The sequence below is a fragment of the Streptomyces sp. NPDC058052 genome (assembly GCF_042885515.1).
Classification (GTDB): Bacteria; Actinomycetota; Actinomycetes; order Streptomycetales; family Streptomycetaceae; genus Streptomyces.
In genome coordinates, this window is record NZ_JBHVRX010000018.1 from 128,040 (window position 1) to 145,661 (window position 17,622).

A 17,622-nucleotide genomic window follows, 5' to 3' on the forward strand; every position below is an offset into this window, starting at 1 on the left:
CCCGCACTATGGCACCCGGTGCCACCCCCGGACACGCGAAGGGCCCCGGTGTGGCAGACCACACCGGGGCCCTTCCCGCCCGTTAGGGCGTCACCACTTGCGGACGGCGTCCAGCGCGTCCACGACACCGGCTCCGTAGAAGCCGTTCTTCTGCTTGCCACCCTCGCAGACGGCGTCGATCTTGCCGTCGCCCTCGATGTCGTACGGGTTGGTGCAGGAGCGCTCGTCGGCCTGCGCGTACAGCAGCGCCTTCAGCGCGGCCGGGCTCGCCTTCGGGTGCGTCGACTTCAGCAGCGCGAGCACACCGGCGGCGTGCGGCGACGCCATCGACGTACCGGCCTTGTAGTTGTAGCCGCCGTTGACCGTGGTCGACAGGATGCGGCCGTTGACCGCCGGGGCGTCCGGGGTCTGGTACTCGGTACGGTCACCACCGGGGGCGGCGATGTCGACGACACCGAGACCGTAGTTCGAGTAGGACGCCTTCAGGTCCTTGGCACCGGTCGCGGAGACCGTCACGACGCCCGGCAGCTGGGCCGGGAAGTCGACGCAGACGCTCGGGTCGATGACCCGGTCGCCCGGCGTGGTGTCGTTCGGGCTGGAGTTGTCCAGGATCTCGTCGGCGGCGAGGTCGAACTTGGAGTTGCCGGCCGCGGCCACGTTGACCGCGCCCTTCTTCTCCGCGTACCGGGACGCCCGGGTGACCGCCTCGACGAGGGCCTTCTGGTCCTCGTCGGTCTTGCAGGCGAACATCCACGGGTCGGTGTAGTAGCTGTTGTTCGTGACGTCGACGCCGTGCTCGGCCGCCCACACGAAGCCGCAGACCACGGCCTCGGTGTAGAAGAAGCCGTCCGGGGTGGACACCTTGATGCCGGAGACCTTCACGCCCGGGGCGACACCGGTGATGCCGACGCCGTTCTTCGCGGCGGCGATCGTGCCGGCCACGTGGGTGCCGTGGTCCGACTCGCCCGGGTTGGGACGCCACGAACCGGGGGTGGTGTCCGGCTTGCCGGTGACGCAGTTGGCGGAAGCCTTGGCGTCGAAGTTCGGCGCCAGGTCCGGGTGGGTGTCGTCCACACCGGTGTCGATGACGCCGACCGTGACCTTGCTGCTGCCGAGGGTCTTCTGGTGGGCCTTGTCCGCCTTGATGGCCGGGAGGTCCCACTGCAGCGGCTCCAGCGGGTCCTGCTCGTCCGAGGCGGTCGCGGCGGCGGCCGTGGCCTCCGCCGCGGTCAGCTCCTCGGCGCCGGAGCCGACGGAGGTGTCGGTCTGGACGGAGAGCGGGGCTCCACGGGTGGCACCCGCGGACACCACGCCGCGCGCCTTGCGGATCGTCTCCGCGAACGCGGGGTTCTGCGAATGGACGACTATCACGCCTATCTGGTCGTACGCGATGACGACCTCGCCGCCGGCGGCGGCTATCGCCTTCTTCACCGAGGAGGCGGTCCAGCGACCACCCTCGATGTTGACGACGTACGAGAGCTTCTCGCCCGTCGCCGCGACGGTGGCGGCCGCCGGAGCATCGCTCAGTTCCGCGGCGGAGGCGGCGCCGGAGGGAAGGAAGCCGAGCGAAGCGGTGAGCGCGAGACCAGCAGGCAGAGCGAGTACTCGGCCGCGCCTCGATCCCAGATGAGCCATGGGTTCTCCACATCATCCGTATGTACTGCGCGCGCGCGGGGTTGCGCGCGGGCAGGTGCATGACGAGTGAAGCTATCGCTGATCTTCCCTGCTCATCAATGAGTTGAGAAGACTTCATGAAGATTCCCGCGAAGAAATCCACTCCGCTGAACCACTTCGCACCGGGCTCCGTGCCGTTGAGCAGGGGAGGGGCTCCAGCAGGCGCCCCGCTTCCCGCACCCCCAGGTGAGGCCCCCTTGACCATGCCGTCCGTCCCCGCGTCACGAGGAGATTCCGTGGCTACCGAAGCACCGCCGCCGCCGAGAAAGGGCACCGAGACCGCCCCCGGTCCCGCCCGGCCCACCACGGAGCAGTTCGTCGAGGTCCAGCAGAGCGAGGAGTTCGGCGAGCTCCGCCGCACCTACCGCTCCTTCGCCTTCCCCCTGACGATCGCCTTCATCACCTGGTACCTGCTCTACGTCCTGCTCTCCAACTACGCGGGCGGCTTCATGGGGATCCGCCTCTTCGGCAACATCAACATGGCGCTCGTCCTGGGCCTCGGCCAGTTCGCCACCACCTTCCTCATCGCCTGGCTCTACTCCCGCCACGCCGCCCTCCGCCTCGACCCCAAGGGCGAGGCCATCAAGGCCCGTATGGAGGGCGACGCATGAGCACCCCCGCCTCCCTCCCCCTCCTGCTGGCCGCCGACAGCGCCACGACCGAGCACCGGCCGCTGATCATCGCCCTCTTCGGCGCCTTCGTCGTCGCCACCCTCGGCATCACCGTCTGGGCCGGCCGGCAGACCCGCAGCGCCGCCGACTTCTACGCCGGCGGCGGCCAGTTCACCGGCTTCCAGAACGGCCTCGCCATCTCCGGCGACTACATGTCCGCCGCGTCCTTCCTCGGCATCAGCGGAGCCATCGCCCTCTACGGCTACGACGGCTTCCTCTACTCCATCGGCTTCCTCGTCGCCTGGCTCGTCGCCCTGCTCCTGGTCGCCGAACCGCTGCGCAACTCGGGCCGCTTCACCATGGGCGACGTCCTCGCCTACCGGATGCGCCAGCGCCCGGTCCGCACCGCGGCGGGCACCTCCACCATCGTCGTCTCGATCTTCTACCTGCTCGCCCAGATGGCCGGCGCCGGCGTCCTCGTCTCGCTGCTCCTCGGCATCACCAGCGACGGCGGCAAGATCGCGATCGTCGCCCTGGTCGGCGTCCTGATGATCGTCTACGTGACCATCGGCGGCATGAAGGGCACCACCTGGGTGCAGATGGTGAAGGCGGTGCTCCTGATCGCGGGCACCCTCCTCATCACCTTCCTCATCCTGCTGAAGTTCGACTTCAACCTCTCCGACCTGCTCGGCGCCGCCGCCACCAACAGCGGCAAGGGCGAGGCGTTCCTGGAGCCCGGCCTCAAGTACGGCGTCACCGAGATCTCGAAGCTCGACTTCCTCTCCCTCGGCATCGCCCTCGTCCTCGGCACCGCCGGGCTGCCGCACATCCTGATCCGCTTCTACACGGTGCCGACCGCCAAGGCGGCCCGGAAGTCGGTCAACTGGGCCATCGGCATCATCGGCGCCTTCTACCTGATGACGATCGTCCTCGGCTTCGGCGCCGCCGCCCTGCTGAGCCCCGAGACCATCACCTCCTCCAACAAGGCCGGCAACACCGCGGCCCCGCTCACCGCCCTGGAGGTCGGCGGCGGCGCCGACTCCACCGCGGGCGCGATCCTCCTCGCCGTCATCTCGGCCGTCGCCTTCGCCACCATCCTGGCCGTCGTCGCCGGTCTGACCCTCGCCTCCTCCTCGTCCTTCGCGCACGACATCTACGCCAACGTGATCAAGCGCGGCCAGGCCACCGAGAAGCAGGAGATGCGGGCCGCCCGCTGGTCCACCGTCTTCATCGGCATCGTCTCCATCGGGCTCGGCGCCCTCGCCCGCGACCTCAACGTCGCCGGCCTGGTCGCCCTCGCCTTCGCGGTCGCCGCCTCCGCCAACCTGCCGACGATCCTCTACTCGCTCTTCTGGAAGCGGTTCACCACCCAGGGCGCGCTCTGGTCGATCTACGGCGGCCTGATCTCCTCCGTCGTCCTCGTCCTCTTCTCGCCGGTCGTCTCCGGCGGGCCGAACTCCATGTTCAAGGGCGTCGACTTCCACTGGTTCCCGCTGGAGAACCCGGGCCTGGTCTCCATCCCGCTCGGCTTCCTCCTCGGCTGGCTCGGCTCCCTCCTCTCCAAGGAGGAGCCCGACAAGGGCAAGTACGCCGAGCTGGAGGTCAAGTCCCTCACCGGCGTCGGCACCGCCGCCGCGGTCGAGCACTGACCGCTCCGCAGCCGGCCGTATACGTTCCGCGGTGATCCACCGGCCGCGTCGTAGAGTTCTACGACGCGGCCGGTGCCGTCCTCGTGACAATCGGCCCGTGCCCGATGTCCGAGCGGTCACGTAGGCTCGAACGAGAGGCAGGACCCGAAGAATCCTGCGGAAGCCTGGAGAAGGGGAGGGGGACCGGTGCTCCTCGACACATATGGCCGAGTCGCCACTGACCTGCGCGTTTCCCTCACGGACCGGTGCAATCTGCGCTGCACCTACTGCATGCCCGAAGAGGGCCTGCAGTGGCTGGCCAAGCCCGACCTCCTCACCGACGACGAGATCGTCCGGCTGATCCGCATCGCCGTGACCGACCTCGGCGTCACCGAGGTCCGCTTCACCGGCGGCGAGCCGCTGCTCCGCCCCGGCCTCGTCGGGATCGTCGAGCGCTGCGCCGCCCTGGAGCCCCGCCCCCGCATGTCCCTCACCACCAACGGCATCGGGCTCAAGCGCACCGCCACCGCCCTGAAGGCGGCGGGACTCGACCGGGTCAACGTCTCGCTCGACACCCTGCGCCCCGAGGTCTTCAAGACCCTCACCCGCCGCGACCGCCACCACGACGTCCTCGACGGCATGGCCGCGGCCCGGGACGCCGGCCTCACCCCGGTGAAGGTCAACGCGGTCCTGATGCCGGGGCTCAACGAGGACGAGGCCCCCGACCTGCTCGCCTGGGCGATGGAGCAGGGGTACGAGCTCCGCTTCATCGAGCAGATGCCGCTCGACGCCCAGCACGGCTGGAAGCGCGACGGCATGATCACCGCCGGGGACATCCTGGAGTCCCTCCGCACCCGCTTCACGCTCACCGCCGAGGGCGCCGACGAGCGCGGCTCCGCCCCGGCCGAGCGCTGGGTGGTCGACGGCGGCCCCCACACGGTCGGCGTCATCGCCTCCGTCACCCGCCCGTTCTGCCGGGCCTGCGACCGCACCCGGCTCACCGCCGACGGGCAGATCCGCACCTGCCTCTTCGCCACCGAGGAGACCGACCTGCGGGCCGCGCTCCGCTCGGACGCCCCCGACGCGGACGTCGCGGAGCTGTGGAAGAAGGCGATGTGGGGGAAGAAGGCCGGCTCCGGCCTGGACGACCCGAGCTTCCTTCAGCCCGACCGCCCGATGTCAGCCATCGGCGGCTGAGTCCCACTCCGCGAACGGCACGACGTCCTTCAGGAATCCCCGCACGCCCAGGAACTGGGAGAGGTGCTCACGGTGTTCCTCGCAGGCGAGCCAGGTCTTGCGCCGCTCCGGCGTGTGCAGCTTGGGGTTGTTCCAGGCGAGCACCCAGACGGCGCCGGCCCGGCAGCCCTTCGCGGAGCAGATCGGCTTCTCGTCACTCACGGGACCATTGATCACCGGACCATTGTCCAGCAAGGGCGATGCCGAGCAGCCACGGGGGGAGCTGCCCGGCATCGGTCCGTCGCTCCGACGGGGGATGCGGAGCGCGTACGCAGTATGTCACGGCACCCTGGGTGCGGTGCACCGGAACTTCATGATTGATCTGAGCTTTTCTTGAGGTTCCCGGCGGTTTTCCGCCACGGTGTGTGACGGGGGGAGGGCCGGGCCGGATCAGGCGTGTCCGTACGGACGTTCCGCTCCGGATTCCGCCGCGCCCTCGGCCGCACCGAGCGCCGGCCGCACCGGCGTCGTCAGATACGCCGACGGGAGCGAGGGGGCGTTCTCCCGCCCCGCGTTCGCGATCACCACGGCGATGTACGGCAGCAGCACGCCGAGGGCCAGGGCCACGACCGCCACGTGCCGTTCCACGTTCCACAGCACCGCGGCCGCGATCACGGAGAGCGTCCGGACCGACATCGAGATGATGTAGCGCCGCTGCCTGCCCCGGACGTCGTCCGCGAGCCCCTGCCGGGCCCCGGTGATCCGGAAGACCTCGGGTCCGCCTCGCTTCCGCATCGCGTTCCACCACCCGCCGCTCACGCCGGACTCTCCCCGTTCCGGACCTCGGACCACCGTACGCCCAGCGGCTCCGGCCGACGAGAGCGGGGCACGTACGGAGGCGTCCGACATGCGCCGTATGGCCGACGGGTCGAGACTGGGGCCACATGCGCACGAGGAGGCGACTATGAGTTGGTTGTGGGCGATCATCGTCGGTTTCGTCCTGGGCCTGATCGCCAAGGCGATCCTGCCCGGGAAGCAGCAGATCCCGCTGTGGCTGACGACGATCTTCGGCATTCTGGGCAGCGTCCTGGGCAACGCGGTCGCCGGCTGGATCGGCGTCGAGGACACCAAGGGCATCGACTGGACCCGTCACCTGCTCCAGCTCATCGGCGCCGTGCTCGTGGTCGGCGTCGGCGACATGCTCTGGGCCTCGATCAAGGGCAACCGGCAGCGCGCCTGACCGGTCCGCACAGCCGGGAGGCCCGGTACGGCGCTCGCCGTACCGGGCCTCCCGGCTGTGTGAGGAACGGCCCAGGCCGTCTCTTTCGGATCCTGCCGGCCTAGCCGGCGTACTCGATCGCCGCCAGGTTCTTCTTGCCGCGCCGCAGCACCAGCCACCGGCCGTGCAGCAGCTCGCCGGCCTCGACGACGGCGTCCTCGGCGGTCACCTTCACGTTGTTCACGTAGGCGCCGCCCTCCTTCACCGTGCGCCGCGCGGCCGACTTGCTCGCCACCAGGCCGACCTCGGCGAACAGGTCCACGACCTGGCCCAGCTCGGTCACCCGCGCGTGCGGCAGCTCGGAGAGCGCCGCGGCCAGCGTCCGCTCGTCCAGCTCGGCCAGGTCGCCCTGCCCGAACAGCGCCTTCGACGCCTCGATGACCGCGCGGCACTGGTCCGCGCCGTGCACCAGCGTGGTGAGCTCCTCGGCGAGCGCCCGCTGCGCGGCCCGCGCCTGCGGACGCTCGGCGGTCTGCGCCTCCAGCTCCTCCAGCTCCTCGCGGGACCTGAAGGAGAGGATCCGCATGTAGGTGGAGATGTCCCGGTCGTCCACGTTCAGCCAGAACTGGTAGAACGCGTACGGCGTGGTCATCTCCGGGTCGAGCCAGACGGCGCCGCCCTCGGTCTTGCCGAACTTGGTGCCGTCCGCCTTGACCATCAGCGGGGTCGCCAGCGCGTGCGCCTCGGCGCCCGGCTCCAGCTTGTGGATCAGGTCGAGGCCGGCCACCAGGTTGCCCCACTGGTCGGAGCCGCCCTGCTGGAGCGTGCAGCCGTAGCGCCGGTACAGCTCCAGGAAGTCCATGCCCTGGAGCAGCTGGTAGCTGAACTCGGTGTAGCTGATGCCCTGCTCGGACTCCAGGCGGCGGGCCACGGAGTCCTTGGTCAGCATCTTGTTGACCCGGAAGTGCTTGCCGATGTCCCGCAGGAACTCGATCGCCGACAGGCCGGCGGTCCAGTCCAGGTTGTTCACCATGACCGCCGCGTTCTCCCCCTCGAAGGAGAGGAAGGGCTCGATCTGGGAACGCAGCCGGTTCACCCAGTTCGCGACCGTCTCCGGGTCGTTCAGGGTGCGCTCGGCGGTCGGACGGGGGTCACCGATCTGGCCGGTGGCCCCGCCGACCAGCGCCAGCGGCCGGTGCCCGGCCTGCTGGAGCCGGCGGACGGTGAGCACCTGGACCAGGTGACCGACGTGGAGGCTGGCCGCGGTCGGGTCGAAACCGCAATAGAACGTGACGGGACCGTCCGCGAGAGCCTTGCGCAGGGCGTCCTCGTCGGTGGACTGGGCGAAGAGCCCACGCCACTTCAGCTCGTCGACGATGTCCGTCACGGTCGTCAGTCTCCTTGGATAGTTACGGGTGACAGCCCAGTCTAGGCGGGTCAGACGCCCTGGCTGACCGAGCTCATGTTGAAGTCGGGCACCCGCAGCGCGGGCATCGCGGCCCGGGTGAACCAGTCGCTCCACTCGCGCGGCAGGGTCCGCTCCGTCCGGCCCGCCTCGGTGGCTCGCGACAGCAGGTCCACCGGCGACTCGTTGAACCGGAAGTTGTTGACCTCGCCGACCACCTCGCCGTTCTCGACGAGGTAGACGCCGTCCCGGGTCAGACCGGTGAGCAGCAGCGTCGCCGGGTCCACCTCGCGGATGTACCAGAGGCAGGTCAGCAGCAGCCCCCGCTCGGTGGCGGCCACCATCTCCTCCAGGGAGCGGTCGCCGCCCCCGTCCAGGATCAGGTTCCCCGCCCCGGGCGCCATCGGCAGGCCGGTGAGGCCCGCCGTGTGCCGGGTGGTGATGAGGCGGTCGAGCGCGCCGGCCCGCATCCACTCCACCGGGGCGACCGGCAGGCCGTTGTCGAAGACCGACTCGTCGTCGCCGGAGGTGTGCGCGATCACGAAGGGCGCGGACTCCAGGCCCGGCTCGTTCGGGTCGCTGCGCAGGGTCAGCGGCAGCGGGGAGAGGGTCTCCCCGAGCCGGGTGCCGCCGCCGGGCCGGGAGAAGACCGTGCGGCCCTCCACCGCGTCCCGGGCCGCCGAGGACCACAGCTGGTAGATCAGCAGGTCGGCCACGGCGGTCGGCGGCAGCAGCGTCTCGTACCGCCCGGCCGGCAGCTCGATCCTCCGCTCGGCCCAGCCGAGACGGACGGCCAGCTCGGCGTCGAGCGCCGCCGGGTCCACGTCCTTGAAGTCCCGGGTGGAGCGCCCGGCCCAGGCGGAGCGGGCGCGATCCGGTGACTTGGCGTTGAGCTCCAGGGTGCCGTTGGGCTGGTCGTGCCGGAGCCGTAGCCCGGTCGAGGTCCCCAGGTAGGTGGAGGTCAGCTCGTGGTTGGCGAAGCCGTACAGCTCCCGGCCGCCGGCCCGCGCGCGGGCGAACGCCTCGCCGAGCGCCGGCGCGAAGTCGGCGAAGACGGCGGAGGAGGTCTCGGCGGGCGCGTCGGTGAAGTCGGGGGAGGAGGGCACGCCCTCCACCAGCGGCTGCGCGTCCTCGGCCGGCCCGGCCGCCCGCGCCGCGGCCTCGGCGGCCCGGACCAGCGGCTCCAGGTCCTCCGCGGTCACCGCGGAGCGGGAGACGACCCCGGAGGCGGTGCCCTCGGCGCCGTCCACGGTGGCGATCACGGTGAGGGTACGGCCCCGGGTCACGCCGTTCGTGGTGAGCGCGTTGCCCGCCCAGCGCAGGTTGGCCGAGGACTCCTCGTCCGCGATGACGACACAACCGTCCGCCCGGGACAGCTCCAGCGCCCGCTCGACGATCTCGTACGGCTTGCTGACGCGGCTCATCGACCGGCCTCCTGCGTGGTGTTCGGACTGTGCTTTCCCGGGGGACGACCCCCGGACCCCCAGCGGAGGGTCCCGTCCGTCATGGTCGCGGTCATCGACCGGCCTCCTGCGTGGTGTTCAGGATGTTGACGCCCCGGAAGAGGGCGGAGGGGCAGCCGTGCGAGACGGCCGCGACCTGGCCCGGCTGGGCCTTGCCGCAGTTGAAGGCGCCGCCGAGGACGTAGGTCTGCGGGCCGCCGACCTTCTCCATCGAGCCCCAGAAGTCGGTGGTGGTCGCCTGGTACGCCACGTCCCGCAGCTGCCCGGCCAGCCGGCCGTTCTCGATGCGGAAGAAGCGCTGGCCGGTGAACTGGAAGTTGTACCGCTGCATGTCGATCGACCAGGACCGGTCGCCGACCACGTAGATGCCCCGCTCCACGCCGCCGATCAGGTCCTCGGTCGACAGGCCGCCCGGGTCGGGCTGGAGCGACACGTTCGCCATCCGCTGCACCGGCACGTGCGCGGGGGAGTCCGCGAACGCGCAGCCGTTGGACCGCCCGAGGCCGGTGAGCTTCGCGATCCGCCGGTCCAGCTGGTAGCCGGTGAGCGTGCCGTCCTTCACCAGGTCCCAGGACTGCGCCTCGACGCCCTCGTCGTCGTACCCGACGGTCGCGAGCCCGTGCTCGGCCGTGCGGTCGCCCGTCACGTTCATCACCGTGGAGCCGTACGCCAGCTTGCCCAGCTGGTCGAAGGTGGCGAAGGAGGTGCCCGCGTAGGCCGCCTCGTAGCCCAGCGCCCGGTCCAGCTCGGTGGCGTGGCCGATGGACTCGTGGATCGTCAGCCACAGGTTGGACGGGTCGACGACCAGGTCGTACCGGCCGGCCTCGACGCTCGGCGCCCGCATCTTCTCCGCGAGCAGCTCCGGGATCTCCTCCAGCTCCTTGTCCCAGTCCCAGCCGGTCCCGGTCAGGTACTCCCAGCCCCGGCCGACCGGCGGCGCGATCGTCCGCATCGAGTCGAACTCGCCCGTCGTGCCGTCCACGGCGGTCGCCGTGAGCTGCGGGTGGAGCCGCACCCGCTGCTGGGTGGTGACGGTGCCCGCCGTGTCCGCGTAGAACTTGTTCTCGAAGACCGTGAGCAGGGAGGCGTCCACGTGCGCCACCCCGTCGGCCCGCAGCAGCCGCGCCGACCAGTCGGCGAGCAGCGCGCTCTTCTCCTCGGCGGGGACGGAGAACGGGTCGATCTCGTACGAGGAGATCCACACCTTGTCGGCGTGCACCGGCTCCGGCGCCAGCTCGACCCGCTCGTCCGAGCCGGCCGCGGCGATCACCTGCGCCGACAGCTGGGCCATGGCCACGGCCTGCGAGGCGACCCGGGCGGCCCCGTCCATGGTCAGATCGACCCCGGAGGCGAAGCCCCAGGCCCCGCCGTGCACCACCCGCACCGCGTACCCGAGGTCGGTGGTGTCCGACGAACCCGCCGGTTTGGCGTCCCGCAGGCGCCAGGCGGCGCTGCGGACCCTTTCGAGGCGGAAGTCGGCGTGCTCGGCGCCGAGCGCCCGCGCCCGCGCGAGCGCCGCGTCGGCGAGCGCCCTCAGCGGCAGGGCCGTGAAGGCCGGATCGATGGAATGGGCCCCAGTTGGCACAGCTGTCTCCTGTCGTGTGACACCGGTCGTCCCGATCATGTCGCGCTTTGGGCCGGGATGCCCAGGGATTTCTGTAGGGATCCGACAGCGACATCCGTGAGCCACTGTCGGGGCCCGATTCCGCGGATCGCGGAACGGGCCGATAGGTTTCCAGTACCAGACCGCCGATCGAAAGGGTGATCCGTTGAGCCGCTCGGTTCTCGTCACCGGAGGAAACCGGGGCATCGGCCTCGCCATCGCCCGCGCGTTCGCCGAGGCGGGCGACAAGGTCGCGTACACCTACCGCTCGGGCGAGCCGCCGGCCGAGCTCGCCGAACTGGGCTGCCTCGCCGTGCGGTGCGACATCACCGACGGCGAGCAGGTGGAGCAGGCGTACAAGGAGATCGAGGAGAAGCACGGCCCGGTCGAGGTCCTCGTGGCCAACGCGGGCGTGACGAAGGACCAGCTCCTCATGCGCATGTCCGAGGAGGACTTCACGTCCGTCCTCGACACCAACCTCACCGGCACCTTCCGCGTCGTGAAGCGGGCCAACCGCGGCATGCTCCGCGCCAAGAAGGGCCGCGTCGTCCTGATCTCCTCGGTCGTCGGTCTGCTGGGCTCCGCGGGCCAGGCCAACTACGCCGCCTCCAAGGCCGGCCTGGTCGGTTTCGCCCGTTCCCTCGCCCGTGAGCTCGGCTCGCGGAACATCACCTTCAACGTCGTCGCGCCCGGCTTCGTCGACACCGACATGACCGCCGTGCTCACCGACGAGCAGCGCGCGGGCATCGTGTCCCAGGTCCCGCTCGGCCGCTACGCGCAGCCCACGGAGATTGCCGCGGCCGTGAGGTTCCTCGCCTCCGACGACGCCTCGTACATCACTGGAGCCGTCATTCCGGTTGACGGCGGATTGGGCATGGGTCACTGATCACATGAGCGGAATCCTCGAAGGCAAGCGCATCCTGATCACCGGTGTGCTGATGGAGTCCTCCATCGCCTTCCACGCCGCGAAGCTGGCCCAGGAGCAGGGTGCGGAGATCATCCTCACCGCCTGGCCCCGGCCGACGCTCACCGAGCGCATCGCCAAGAAGCTCCCCCGCCCCGAGGCCGTCAAGGTCCTGGAGCTCGACGTCTCCAACGACGAGCACCTCGCCCGCCTGGAGGGCCAGGTGCGCGAGCACCTCGGCGACCGCATCGACGGTGTCGTGCACTCCATCGGCTTCGCCCCGCAGGACGCCCTCGGCGGCAACTTCCTGAACACGCCGTTCGAGTCGGTCTCCACCGCCATGCACGTCTCGGCCTTCTCCCTGAAGTCGCTGACGATGGCGCTGCTGCCGCTGCTGAGCGAGGGCGGCTCGGTCGTCGGCCTCACCTTCGACGCGAAGTTCGCCTGGCCGCAGTACGACTGGATGGGCCCGGCCAAGGCCGCCCTGGAAGCGACCAACCGCTACATGGCCCGCGACCTGGGCAAGCAGAACATCCGCTGCAACCTGGTCTCCGCCGGTCCGCTCGGCTCCATGGCCGCCAAGTCCATCCCGGGCTTCTCCGAGCTGGCGAGCGTCTGGGACAGCCGCTCCCCGCTGGAGTGGGACCTCTCCGACCCGGAGCCGGCCGGCCGCGCCATCGTCGCGCTGCTCTCCGACTGGTTCCCGAAGACCACGGGCGAGATCGTCCACGTCGACGGCGGCCTGCACGCGATCGGCGCCTGACCGCTCCGCACCGTTCCGACCAGGGCCGGACGCGCTTCCCTCCGGGGGACGGCGCGTCCGGCCCCGGCCGTTTCCGGGCCTCACCACCCCCGACTCGAAAAGTCGGGCGGATCACCGCAGACTGGTCGAAGCGTGTCGTTCCGACTACTCACGGGGAGGAGGTACGGGCATGCGCGCGCTCCACCGCGGCTTCGCCGCCTACGCCTCGGTCGCCGCCCTGCTTCTCGGAACCGCCGTCGCCGCGGAGGTCCACGCGGCCCCCGCCCCCGCCGAGGAGCCCGCCGTGACCGTCCCGGCCGCCGACGGGCCGGAGGACTTCGGCGCCTCCTGCCACACGGTCGTCGAGGGCACCCGGGTGACCGCCCACTGCCGGAACCCGTACCCGGAGACCGACCGGATACGGCTCCACGTCGAGTGCGACCCCTGGTGGGACCTGGACACCGACAGCGCCCCCGTGGACGTGGCCCCCGCCGATCACGCGACCGTCACGGCCCGCTGCTGGAAGGAGGTCCGCTCCGCGTGGGTCACCCACGAACCGGCGGACCCTGCTCCTCCCGCGGCTCCTTCGCCGCGCCCAGGCACATGAACGGATAGCCGGCCGCCTCCTCCGCCGCCCGCTCCGCGTCCCCGGCCCTGATCGCGTCCACCAGGCGCGCGTGGTCCATGTGGTTCTCCGGCCGCAGCACCTGCCCCACGTCGCCGCGCAGCCACGCGCGCAGGAGATCGCCCAGGTCTGCGTAGAGCTCCGTCAGCACGTCGTTGCCGGAGGCCGCGACGACCGCGTGGTGGAAGGCCGCGTCCGCCGTCACGAACCGCTCCGCGTCCCCCGACCCCCACGCCTCCTCGCGCCGGACGAGCAGCGCGTCCAGCTGCTTCAGGTCCCGCTCCGAGCGGCGCCGCGCCGCGAACCGCGCGGCGGCCGACTCCAGCGTGGAGCGCAGCTCCGCCACATGGCGCGGATCGGAGTCCGCGAACCGCCGGTGCATCACCCCGGCCAGCTCGCTCGTCGCCGCCACATAGGTGCCGGAGCCCTGCCGGATGTCGAGCAGCCCGTTGTGGGCGAGGGCGCGGACCGCCTCGCGGACCGTGTTCCGGGCCACGCCCAGCTGCTCGACCAGCTCGGGCTCGGTCGGGATCCGCGAGCCGACCGGCCACTCGCCGGACGTGATCTGGTTCCGCAGCTCGGCGATCACCTGGTCGGTCAGACCGGTGCGCCGTGGGTGCCCGAGGGCCATGGAGGACTCGCCTTCCGGAAGGGGGATCGTGGTCGTCCGGGATTGGACAACCGATCATCCCATGATTCTATGATGGTTCTATGTCAGACGAGCCGAAGACCCTCGACCCCGCCGCCGCCACCCGGCCGGCCCCCGCCCCGGAGCACCCCGCCCCCGCCCCGGCCGGCGCCCGCACCGCCCGCTGGACCCTCGGCCTCGTCTCCGTCGGACTGGTCCTCGCCGCGCTCAACCTGCGCCCCGCGATCACCAGCCTCGGCGCCCTCCTCGAAGAGGTCAGCGCCGGCCTCCACATGAGCGGCACCGTCGCCGGCGTCCTCACCTCCGTGCCGCCGCTCTGCTTCGCGATCTTCGGCATCACCGCCCCCCGCCTGGCCCGCCGCTTCGGCCCCGCCGCCGTCGTCTGCGCCGGCATGGCCGCGATCTTCGCCGGCCTGCTGCTGCGCCCCTTCGCGACCGGCACCGCCGCCTTCCTCGCCGCCAGCGCCCTCGCCCTCATGGGCATCGCCGTCAGCAACGTCCTCATGCCGGTGATCGTCAAGCGGTACTTCCCCGACCGCATCGGCAGCATGACCGGCCTGTACTCCATGGCCCTCGCCCTCGGCACCTCGCTCGCCGCCGCCGTCACCGTCCCGATGACCGACGCCCTCGGCGGCGACTGGCGCCTCGGCCTCGGCGTCTGGGCCGTGCTCGCCGCCCTCGCCGTCCTGCCCTGGCTGCCGCTCGTCAAGGACCGCACCGGCGCCGCCCGTACGGAGCGGGGCGCCGCTCCCGGCACCCCCGCGGCCCCGTCCGCGCCCGCCGCCACCGCGCCCCGCCCGATGTACCGCAGCCGCACCGCCTGGGCCCTCGCCTGCTTCTTCGGCCTCCAGGCCACCGGCGCCTACATCACCATGGGCTGGATGCCGCAGATCTTCCGCGACGCCGGCGTCCCCGCCTCCACCGCGGGCGTCCTCCTCGCGGTCACCATGGTCATGGGCGTCCCGCTCGCCTTCGTCATCCCGCGCCTCGCCACCCGGATGCGCCACCAGGGACCGATCGTCGTCGCCCTCGGCACCTGCGGACTCGTCGGCTACACCGGCCTCCTCCTCGCCCCGGCCGCCGGCGCCTGGGTCTGGGCCGTGCTCCTCGGCATCTCCAACTGCTCCTTCCCGCTCGCCCTCACCATGATCGGCATGCGCTCGCGCACCGGCGCCGGCGTCGTCCGCCTCTCCGCCTTCGCCCAGTGCGTCGGCTACCTCATCTCGATCCCCGGCCCCCTCCTCGTCGGCGTGCTCTACCAGCACAGCGGCGGCTGGGGCGTGCCGATCGCCCTCATGGGCGGGCTGATGGTGCCGCAGATGATCGTGGGATCGCTCGCCGGACGGGACCGGACGATCGAAGACGAATCCTGAGATGCGAGACTGGGCCCATGCCCGTTCTCGAACCCAATCCCCAGGGCGGCCAGAAGAAGCTGCTCCTCGTGCTCGGCGCGATGCTCGGCATCACGGTCGTCATCGCCGTCATCGCCTCGATCGCCTCCCCCTGACCCCGCCCACCCCCGGCCGGGGGTGGGGACAACCCCCGCATCCCCTAGGGGAAAGACTCAGGGGCGAGTAGGTGGATCACCGGATGGGCCACGGCCCCCGCGCTCCCTACGGTGGAGACACGCCGCGGTTCCGCGGCACCCACCTCCCCCGAGGACCGCGTCCCGGGGGCATCCCTCACGGAGGCGGTCATGGCGGCCCTCACCCGCACCGGCGAGCGGACCACGCCGGCCGGCGTCGACACCCGGCTGCCCTGGTGGGCGCTGGCGCTCCCGGTGGCCGCCTTCACCGCCCTCCTGCTGCTGGTCACCGGGCCCGGTGAGGCCGCTGCGACGAGCGGGGACGCCGGGATCGGCCGGGTCGTCCAGCTGATCGGTCAAACCCTCGCTCTCTGAGTCAGGACGGGCCGATCCGTGCCAAGCTGTGGACCATGAGCGTCGAATCAACCCGCAGGATCGTGCTGCTCCGGCACGCGAAGGCAGACTGGGGCCAGGAGACCGACCACGAGCGCCCGCTCGCCGAGCGCGGCCGCAAGGACGCACCCGTGGCGGGCCGCCGGCTCGCCCAGTCCGGCATCCACTTCGACCTGGCCCTCTGCTCGACCGCCGCCCGCACCCGTGAGACGTGGAAGCTCGCCGTCCACGAGCTGCCCGAGCGGCCGAGGACGGTCTACGAGGAGCGGATCTACGAGGCGTCCCTCGGCGAGCTCATCGCCCTCCTCAACGAGGTCCCGGAGGACGTGGACGACGTCCTCGTCATCGGCCACAACCCCGGCATGCACGCCCTGGCCGACGCCCTCGCCGGCGACGCCGAGGGAGACGCCCACGCCCGGATGAACCGCAGCGGCTACCCGACCTCGGCCTACGCCGTCCTCACCTTCACCGGCACCTGGAAGTCCGTCGAGCACGGCGTCGCCCGCCTCGCCGACTTCTGGACCCCGCACGACTGACCTCCGGGGACCACGAGCGCACCGGGACCGGCCGCCGGGGACCACGAGCGCACCGGGACCGGCACCCTCGCCCCGGGAGCGCGCCCGCGGGCCGGCGTCCCACCCGCGGGAGCCCGTAGGCGAAGGGGCCCGGCCGTCCTCAGGACGGCCGGGCCCCTCTCCCGTACCGGAACGGGCCGGCGGACTCAGTGCTCCCGCGGCTCCGCGCCGCCGTCGTCCGCCGCCTCGACCTCCTCGCGGGTGATCCCCAGCAGGTACAGCACGGTGTCGAGGAACGGCACGTTCACCGCCGTGTGGGCCGCCTCGCGCACCACCGGCTTGGCGTTGAACGCCACCCCGAGCCCCGCCGCGTTCAGCATGTCCAGGTCGTTCGCGCCGTCACCGATCGCCACCGTCTGCGCCAGCGGCACCCCGGCCTCCGCCGCGAACCGGCGCAGCAGCCGCGCCTTGCCCGCCCGGTCCACGATCTCGCCCGTCACCCGGCCGGTCAGCTTCCCGTCCACGATCTCCAGCGTGTTGGCCTGCGCGAAGTCCAGCCCGAGCCGCTCCTTCAGATCGTCCGTGACCTGCGTGAAGCCGCCCGAGACCACACCCACCTGGTAGCCGAGCCGCTTGAGGGTCCGGATCAGCGTCCGCGCGCCCGGCGTGAGCCGCACCTCGGCCCGCACCTTGTCCACCACCGACGCGTCCAGGCCCTCCAGGAGCGCCACGCGCGCGTGCAGCGACTGCTCGAAGTCCAGCTCGCCCCGCATCGCCGCCGCCGTCACCTCGGCGACCTTCTCCTCGCACCCCGCGTGCGCCGCGAAGAGCTCGATGACCTCGTCCTGGATCAGCGTCGAGTCCACGTCCATGACGACCAGCCGCTGCGCCCGCCGGTGCAGCCCGGCCGAGACCACGGCCACGTCCACGCCGATCGTGTGCGCCTCGGTGGCCAGCGCCGTCCGCAGCACCTCCGTCGCGCACCCCGAGACCGCGAACTCGACCGCCGTCACCGGGTACTTCGCCAGCCGGAAGATACGGTCGATGTTGCCGCCCGAACCGGCGATCCTGGCCGCTATGGCCGCCGTCTGCTCGGCCGTCAGCGGGTGCCCGAGCACGGTCACGTGCGAGCGGCCCTCGCCGCGCGGCCGGTTGTCGCCGGTGCCCGAGATGATCTCGGCCTGCAGCTTCAGGGACTCGGCCCAGCTGTGCACGGTGGCGCGCAGCTCGCCCTGGGTGGCGACGGTCGGCTCGGTGACCAGCGCGCACAGCACCAGCCGGCCGCGCGAGACGACCTGCTCGATGTCGACGACGTCCACGGAGAAGGCGGCCAGGGTGTCGAAGAGACCGGCGGTGATCCCGGGCCGGTCCTTCCCGAAGATCTTGACGAGAAGCGTGGGAACGTCCGAGGCGGGAACGGCGGGAACGTCCGGTGTCTGCGATGCGCTCATGGTGCTCCCACCGTATCGGGCGCCCCGCGCCACCCGGCG

The 17,622-nt window shown here is 71.6% G+C and carries 19 protein-coding genes; 11 read left to right on the forward strand and 8 right to left on the reverse strand.

The annotated features are described in order from the left end of the window. Nucleotides 1-90: 90 nt before the first annotated feature. The gene (locus tag ACFVU3_RS24390) at nucleotides 91-1,635 is read right to left on the reverse strand and encodes a S8 family serine peptidase (protein ID WP_390069245.1); all 1,545 of its coding nucleotides are present in this window, start codon (nucleotides 1,633-1,635) and stop codon (nucleotides 91-93) included. A gap of 275 nt (nucleotides 1,636-1,910) precedes the next feature. Here ACFVU3_RS24390 and ACFVU3_RS24395 point away from each other — a divergent pair, with 275 nt between their 5' ends. The 3 genes from ACFVU3_RS24395 (at nucleotide 1,911) to moaA (ending at nucleotide 5,110) form a co-directional block, all read left to right on the forward strand. Further along, a complete protein-coding gene (locus tag ACFVU3_RS24395) occupies nucleotides 1,911-2,285 on the forward strand; it encodes a DUF485 domain-containing protein (protein ID WP_390069247.1) in 375 nt (124 codons plus the stop codon). Beyond that, entirely contained in the window at nucleotides 2,282-3,934 is a 1,653-nt protein-coding gene (locus ACFVU3_RS24400) for a cation acetate symporter (protein WP_390069249.1), read from the forward strand. The genes ACFVU3_RS24395 and ACFVU3_RS24400 overlap by 4 nt, the downstream gene beginning before the upstream one ends. A gap of 186 nt (nucleotides 3,935-4,120) precedes the next feature. Then, nucleotides 4,121-5,110, forward strand: a complete 990-nt coding sequence (gene moaA, locus ACFVU3_RS24405; RefSeq protein ID WP_390069251.1) for a GTP 3',8-cyclase MoaA — start codon at nucleotides 4,121-4,123, stop codon at nucleotides 5,108-5,110. Here moaA and ACFVU3_RS24410 read toward each other — a convergent pair. Both ACFVU3_RS24410 and ACFVU3_RS24415 read right to left on the reverse strand, forming a co-directional pair. Further along, complete coding sequence (locus ACFVU3_RS24410) at nucleotides 5,093-5,311, reverse strand: hypothetical protein (protein WP_390069253.1); 219 nt, start codon at nucleotides 5,309-5,311, stop codon at nucleotides 5,093-5,095. The two genes, moaA and ACFVU3_RS24410, sit on opposite strands and share 18 nt — an antisense overlap. A 228-nt stretch (nucleotides 5,312-5,539) precedes the next feature. Beyond that, nucleotides 5,540-5,884 carry a DUF3099 domain-containing protein gene (locus tag ACFVU3_RS24415; protein ID WP_390069308.1) on the reverse strand — a complete coding sequence of 115 codons (345 nt, stop codon included), beginning with the start codon at nucleotides 5,882-5,884 and terminating at the stop codon, nucleotides 5,540-5,542. 169 nt (nucleotides 5,885-6,053) lie between these two features. Here ACFVU3_RS24415 and ACFVU3_RS24420 point away from each other — a divergent pair, with 169 nt between their 5' ends. Continuing rightward, nucleotides 6,054-6,329, forward strand: a complete 276-nt coding sequence (locus ACFVU3_RS24420; protein WP_031002952.1) for a GlsB/YeaQ/YmgE family stress response membrane protein — start codon at nucleotides 6,054-6,056, stop codon at nucleotides 6,327-6,329. A gap of 100 nt (nucleotides 6,330-6,429) precedes the next feature. Here the strand turns inward: ACFVU3_RS24420 and tyrS are convergent, their stop codons facing one another. From tyrS to ACFVU3_RS24435, 3 genes are all read right to left on the reverse strand, one after another. Further along, on the reverse strand, nucleotides 6,430-7,695 hold the full coding sequence (tyrS, locus tag ACFVU3_RS24425) for a tyrosine--tRNA ligase (RefSeq protein WP_390069255.1): 1,266 nt from the start codon (nucleotides 7,693-7,695) through the stop codon (nucleotides 6,430-6,432). A 50-nt stretch (nucleotides 7,696-7,745) separates the two neighbouring features. Beyond that, on the reverse strand, nucleotides 7,746-9,137 hold the full coding sequence (locus ACFVU3_RS24430; RefSeq protein WP_390069257.1) for a metallopeptidase TldD-related protein: 1,392 nt from the start codon (nucleotides 9,135-9,137) through the stop codon (nucleotides 7,746-7,748). Nucleotides 9,138-9,228: 91 nt separating this feature from the next. Then, nucleotides 9,229-10,740, reverse strand: a complete 1,512-nt coding sequence (locus ACFVU3_RS24435) for a TldD/PmbA family protein (protein WP_390069310.1) — start codon at nucleotides 10,738-10,740, stop codon at nucleotides 9,229-9,231. 205 nt (nucleotides 10,741-10,945) lie between these two features. On the opposite strand from ACFVU3_RS24435, the gene fabG reads away from it, so the two are divergent. The 3 genes from fabG (at nucleotide 10,946) to ACFVU3_RS24450 (ending at nucleotide 13,032) form a co-directional block, all read left to right on the forward strand. Next, complete coding sequence (fabG, locus tag ACFVU3_RS24440) at nucleotides 10,946-11,665, forward strand: 3-oxoacyl-[acyl-carrier-protein] reductase (protein WP_390069259.1); 720 nt, start codon at nucleotides 10,946-10,948, stop codon at nucleotides 11,663-11,665. Nucleotides 11,666-11,669: 4 nt separating this feature from the next. Next, complete coding sequence (gene fabI, locus ACFVU3_RS24445) at nucleotides 11,670-12,446, forward strand: enoyl-ACP reductase FabI (protein ID WP_390069261.1); 777 nt, start codon at nucleotides 11,670-11,672, stop codon at nucleotides 12,444-12,446. A gap of 169 nt (nucleotides 12,447-12,615) precedes the next feature. Then, on the forward strand, nucleotides 12,616-13,032 hold the full coding sequence (locus ACFVU3_RS24450) for a hypothetical protein (RefSeq protein ID WP_390069263.1): 417 nt from the start codon (nucleotides 12,616-12,618) through the stop codon (nucleotides 13,030-13,032). Here ACFVU3_RS24450 and ACFVU3_RS24455 read toward each other — a convergent pair. Further along, nucleotides 12,971-13,681: a FadR/GntR family transcriptional regulator gene (locus ACFVU3_RS24455; RefSeq protein ID WP_390069265.1), complete on the reverse strand. Its 711-nt coding sequence runs from the start codon at nucleotides 13,679-13,681 to the stop codon at nucleotides 12,971-12,973. The genes ACFVU3_RS24450 and ACFVU3_RS24455 overlap by 62 nt on opposite strands. An 80-nt stretch (nucleotides 13,682-13,761) precedes the next feature. On the opposite strand from ACFVU3_RS24455, the gene ACFVU3_RS24460 reads away from it, so the two are divergent. From ACFVU3_RS24460 to ACFVU3_RS24475, 4 genes are all read left to right on the forward strand, one after another. Further along, complete coding sequence (locus ACFVU3_RS24460) at nucleotides 13,762-15,072, forward strand: CynX/NimT family MFS transporter (protein ID WP_390069267.1); 1,311 nt, start codon at nucleotides 13,762-13,764, stop codon at nucleotides 15,070-15,072. 17 nt (nucleotides 15,073-15,089) lie between these two features. Beyond that, nucleotides 15,090-15,206, forward strand: a complete 117-nt coding sequence (locus tag ACFVU3_RS24465) for an SGM_5486 family transporter-associated protein (protein WP_268254990.1) — start codon at nucleotides 15,090-15,092, stop codon at nucleotides 15,204-15,206. A gap of 189 nt (nucleotides 15,207-15,395) precedes the next feature. Further along, nucleotides 15,396-15,599 carry a hypothetical protein gene (locus tag ACFVU3_RS24470; RefSeq protein ID WP_390069269.1) on the forward strand — a complete coding sequence of 68 codons (204 nt, stop codon included), beginning with the start codon at nucleotides 15,396-15,398 and terminating at the stop codon, nucleotides 15,597-15,599. A 35-nt stretch (nucleotides 15,600-15,634) separates the two neighbouring features. Further along, nucleotides 15,635-16,153, forward strand: a complete 519-nt coding sequence (locus ACFVU3_RS24475) for a SixA phosphatase family protein (RefSeq protein WP_390069271.1) — start codon at nucleotides 15,635-15,637, stop codon at nucleotides 16,151-16,153. Nucleotides 16,154-16,338: 185 nt separating this feature from the next. Here ACFVU3_RS24475 and serB read toward each other — a convergent pair whose 3' ends face one another. Further along, complete coding sequence (serB, locus tag ACFVU3_RS24480; protein WP_390069273.1) at nucleotides 16,339-17,583, reverse strand: phosphoserine phosphatase SerB; 1,245 nt, start codon at nucleotides 17,581-17,583, stop codon at nucleotides 16,339-16,341. Nucleotides 17,584-17,622 lie beyond the last annotated feature (39 nt).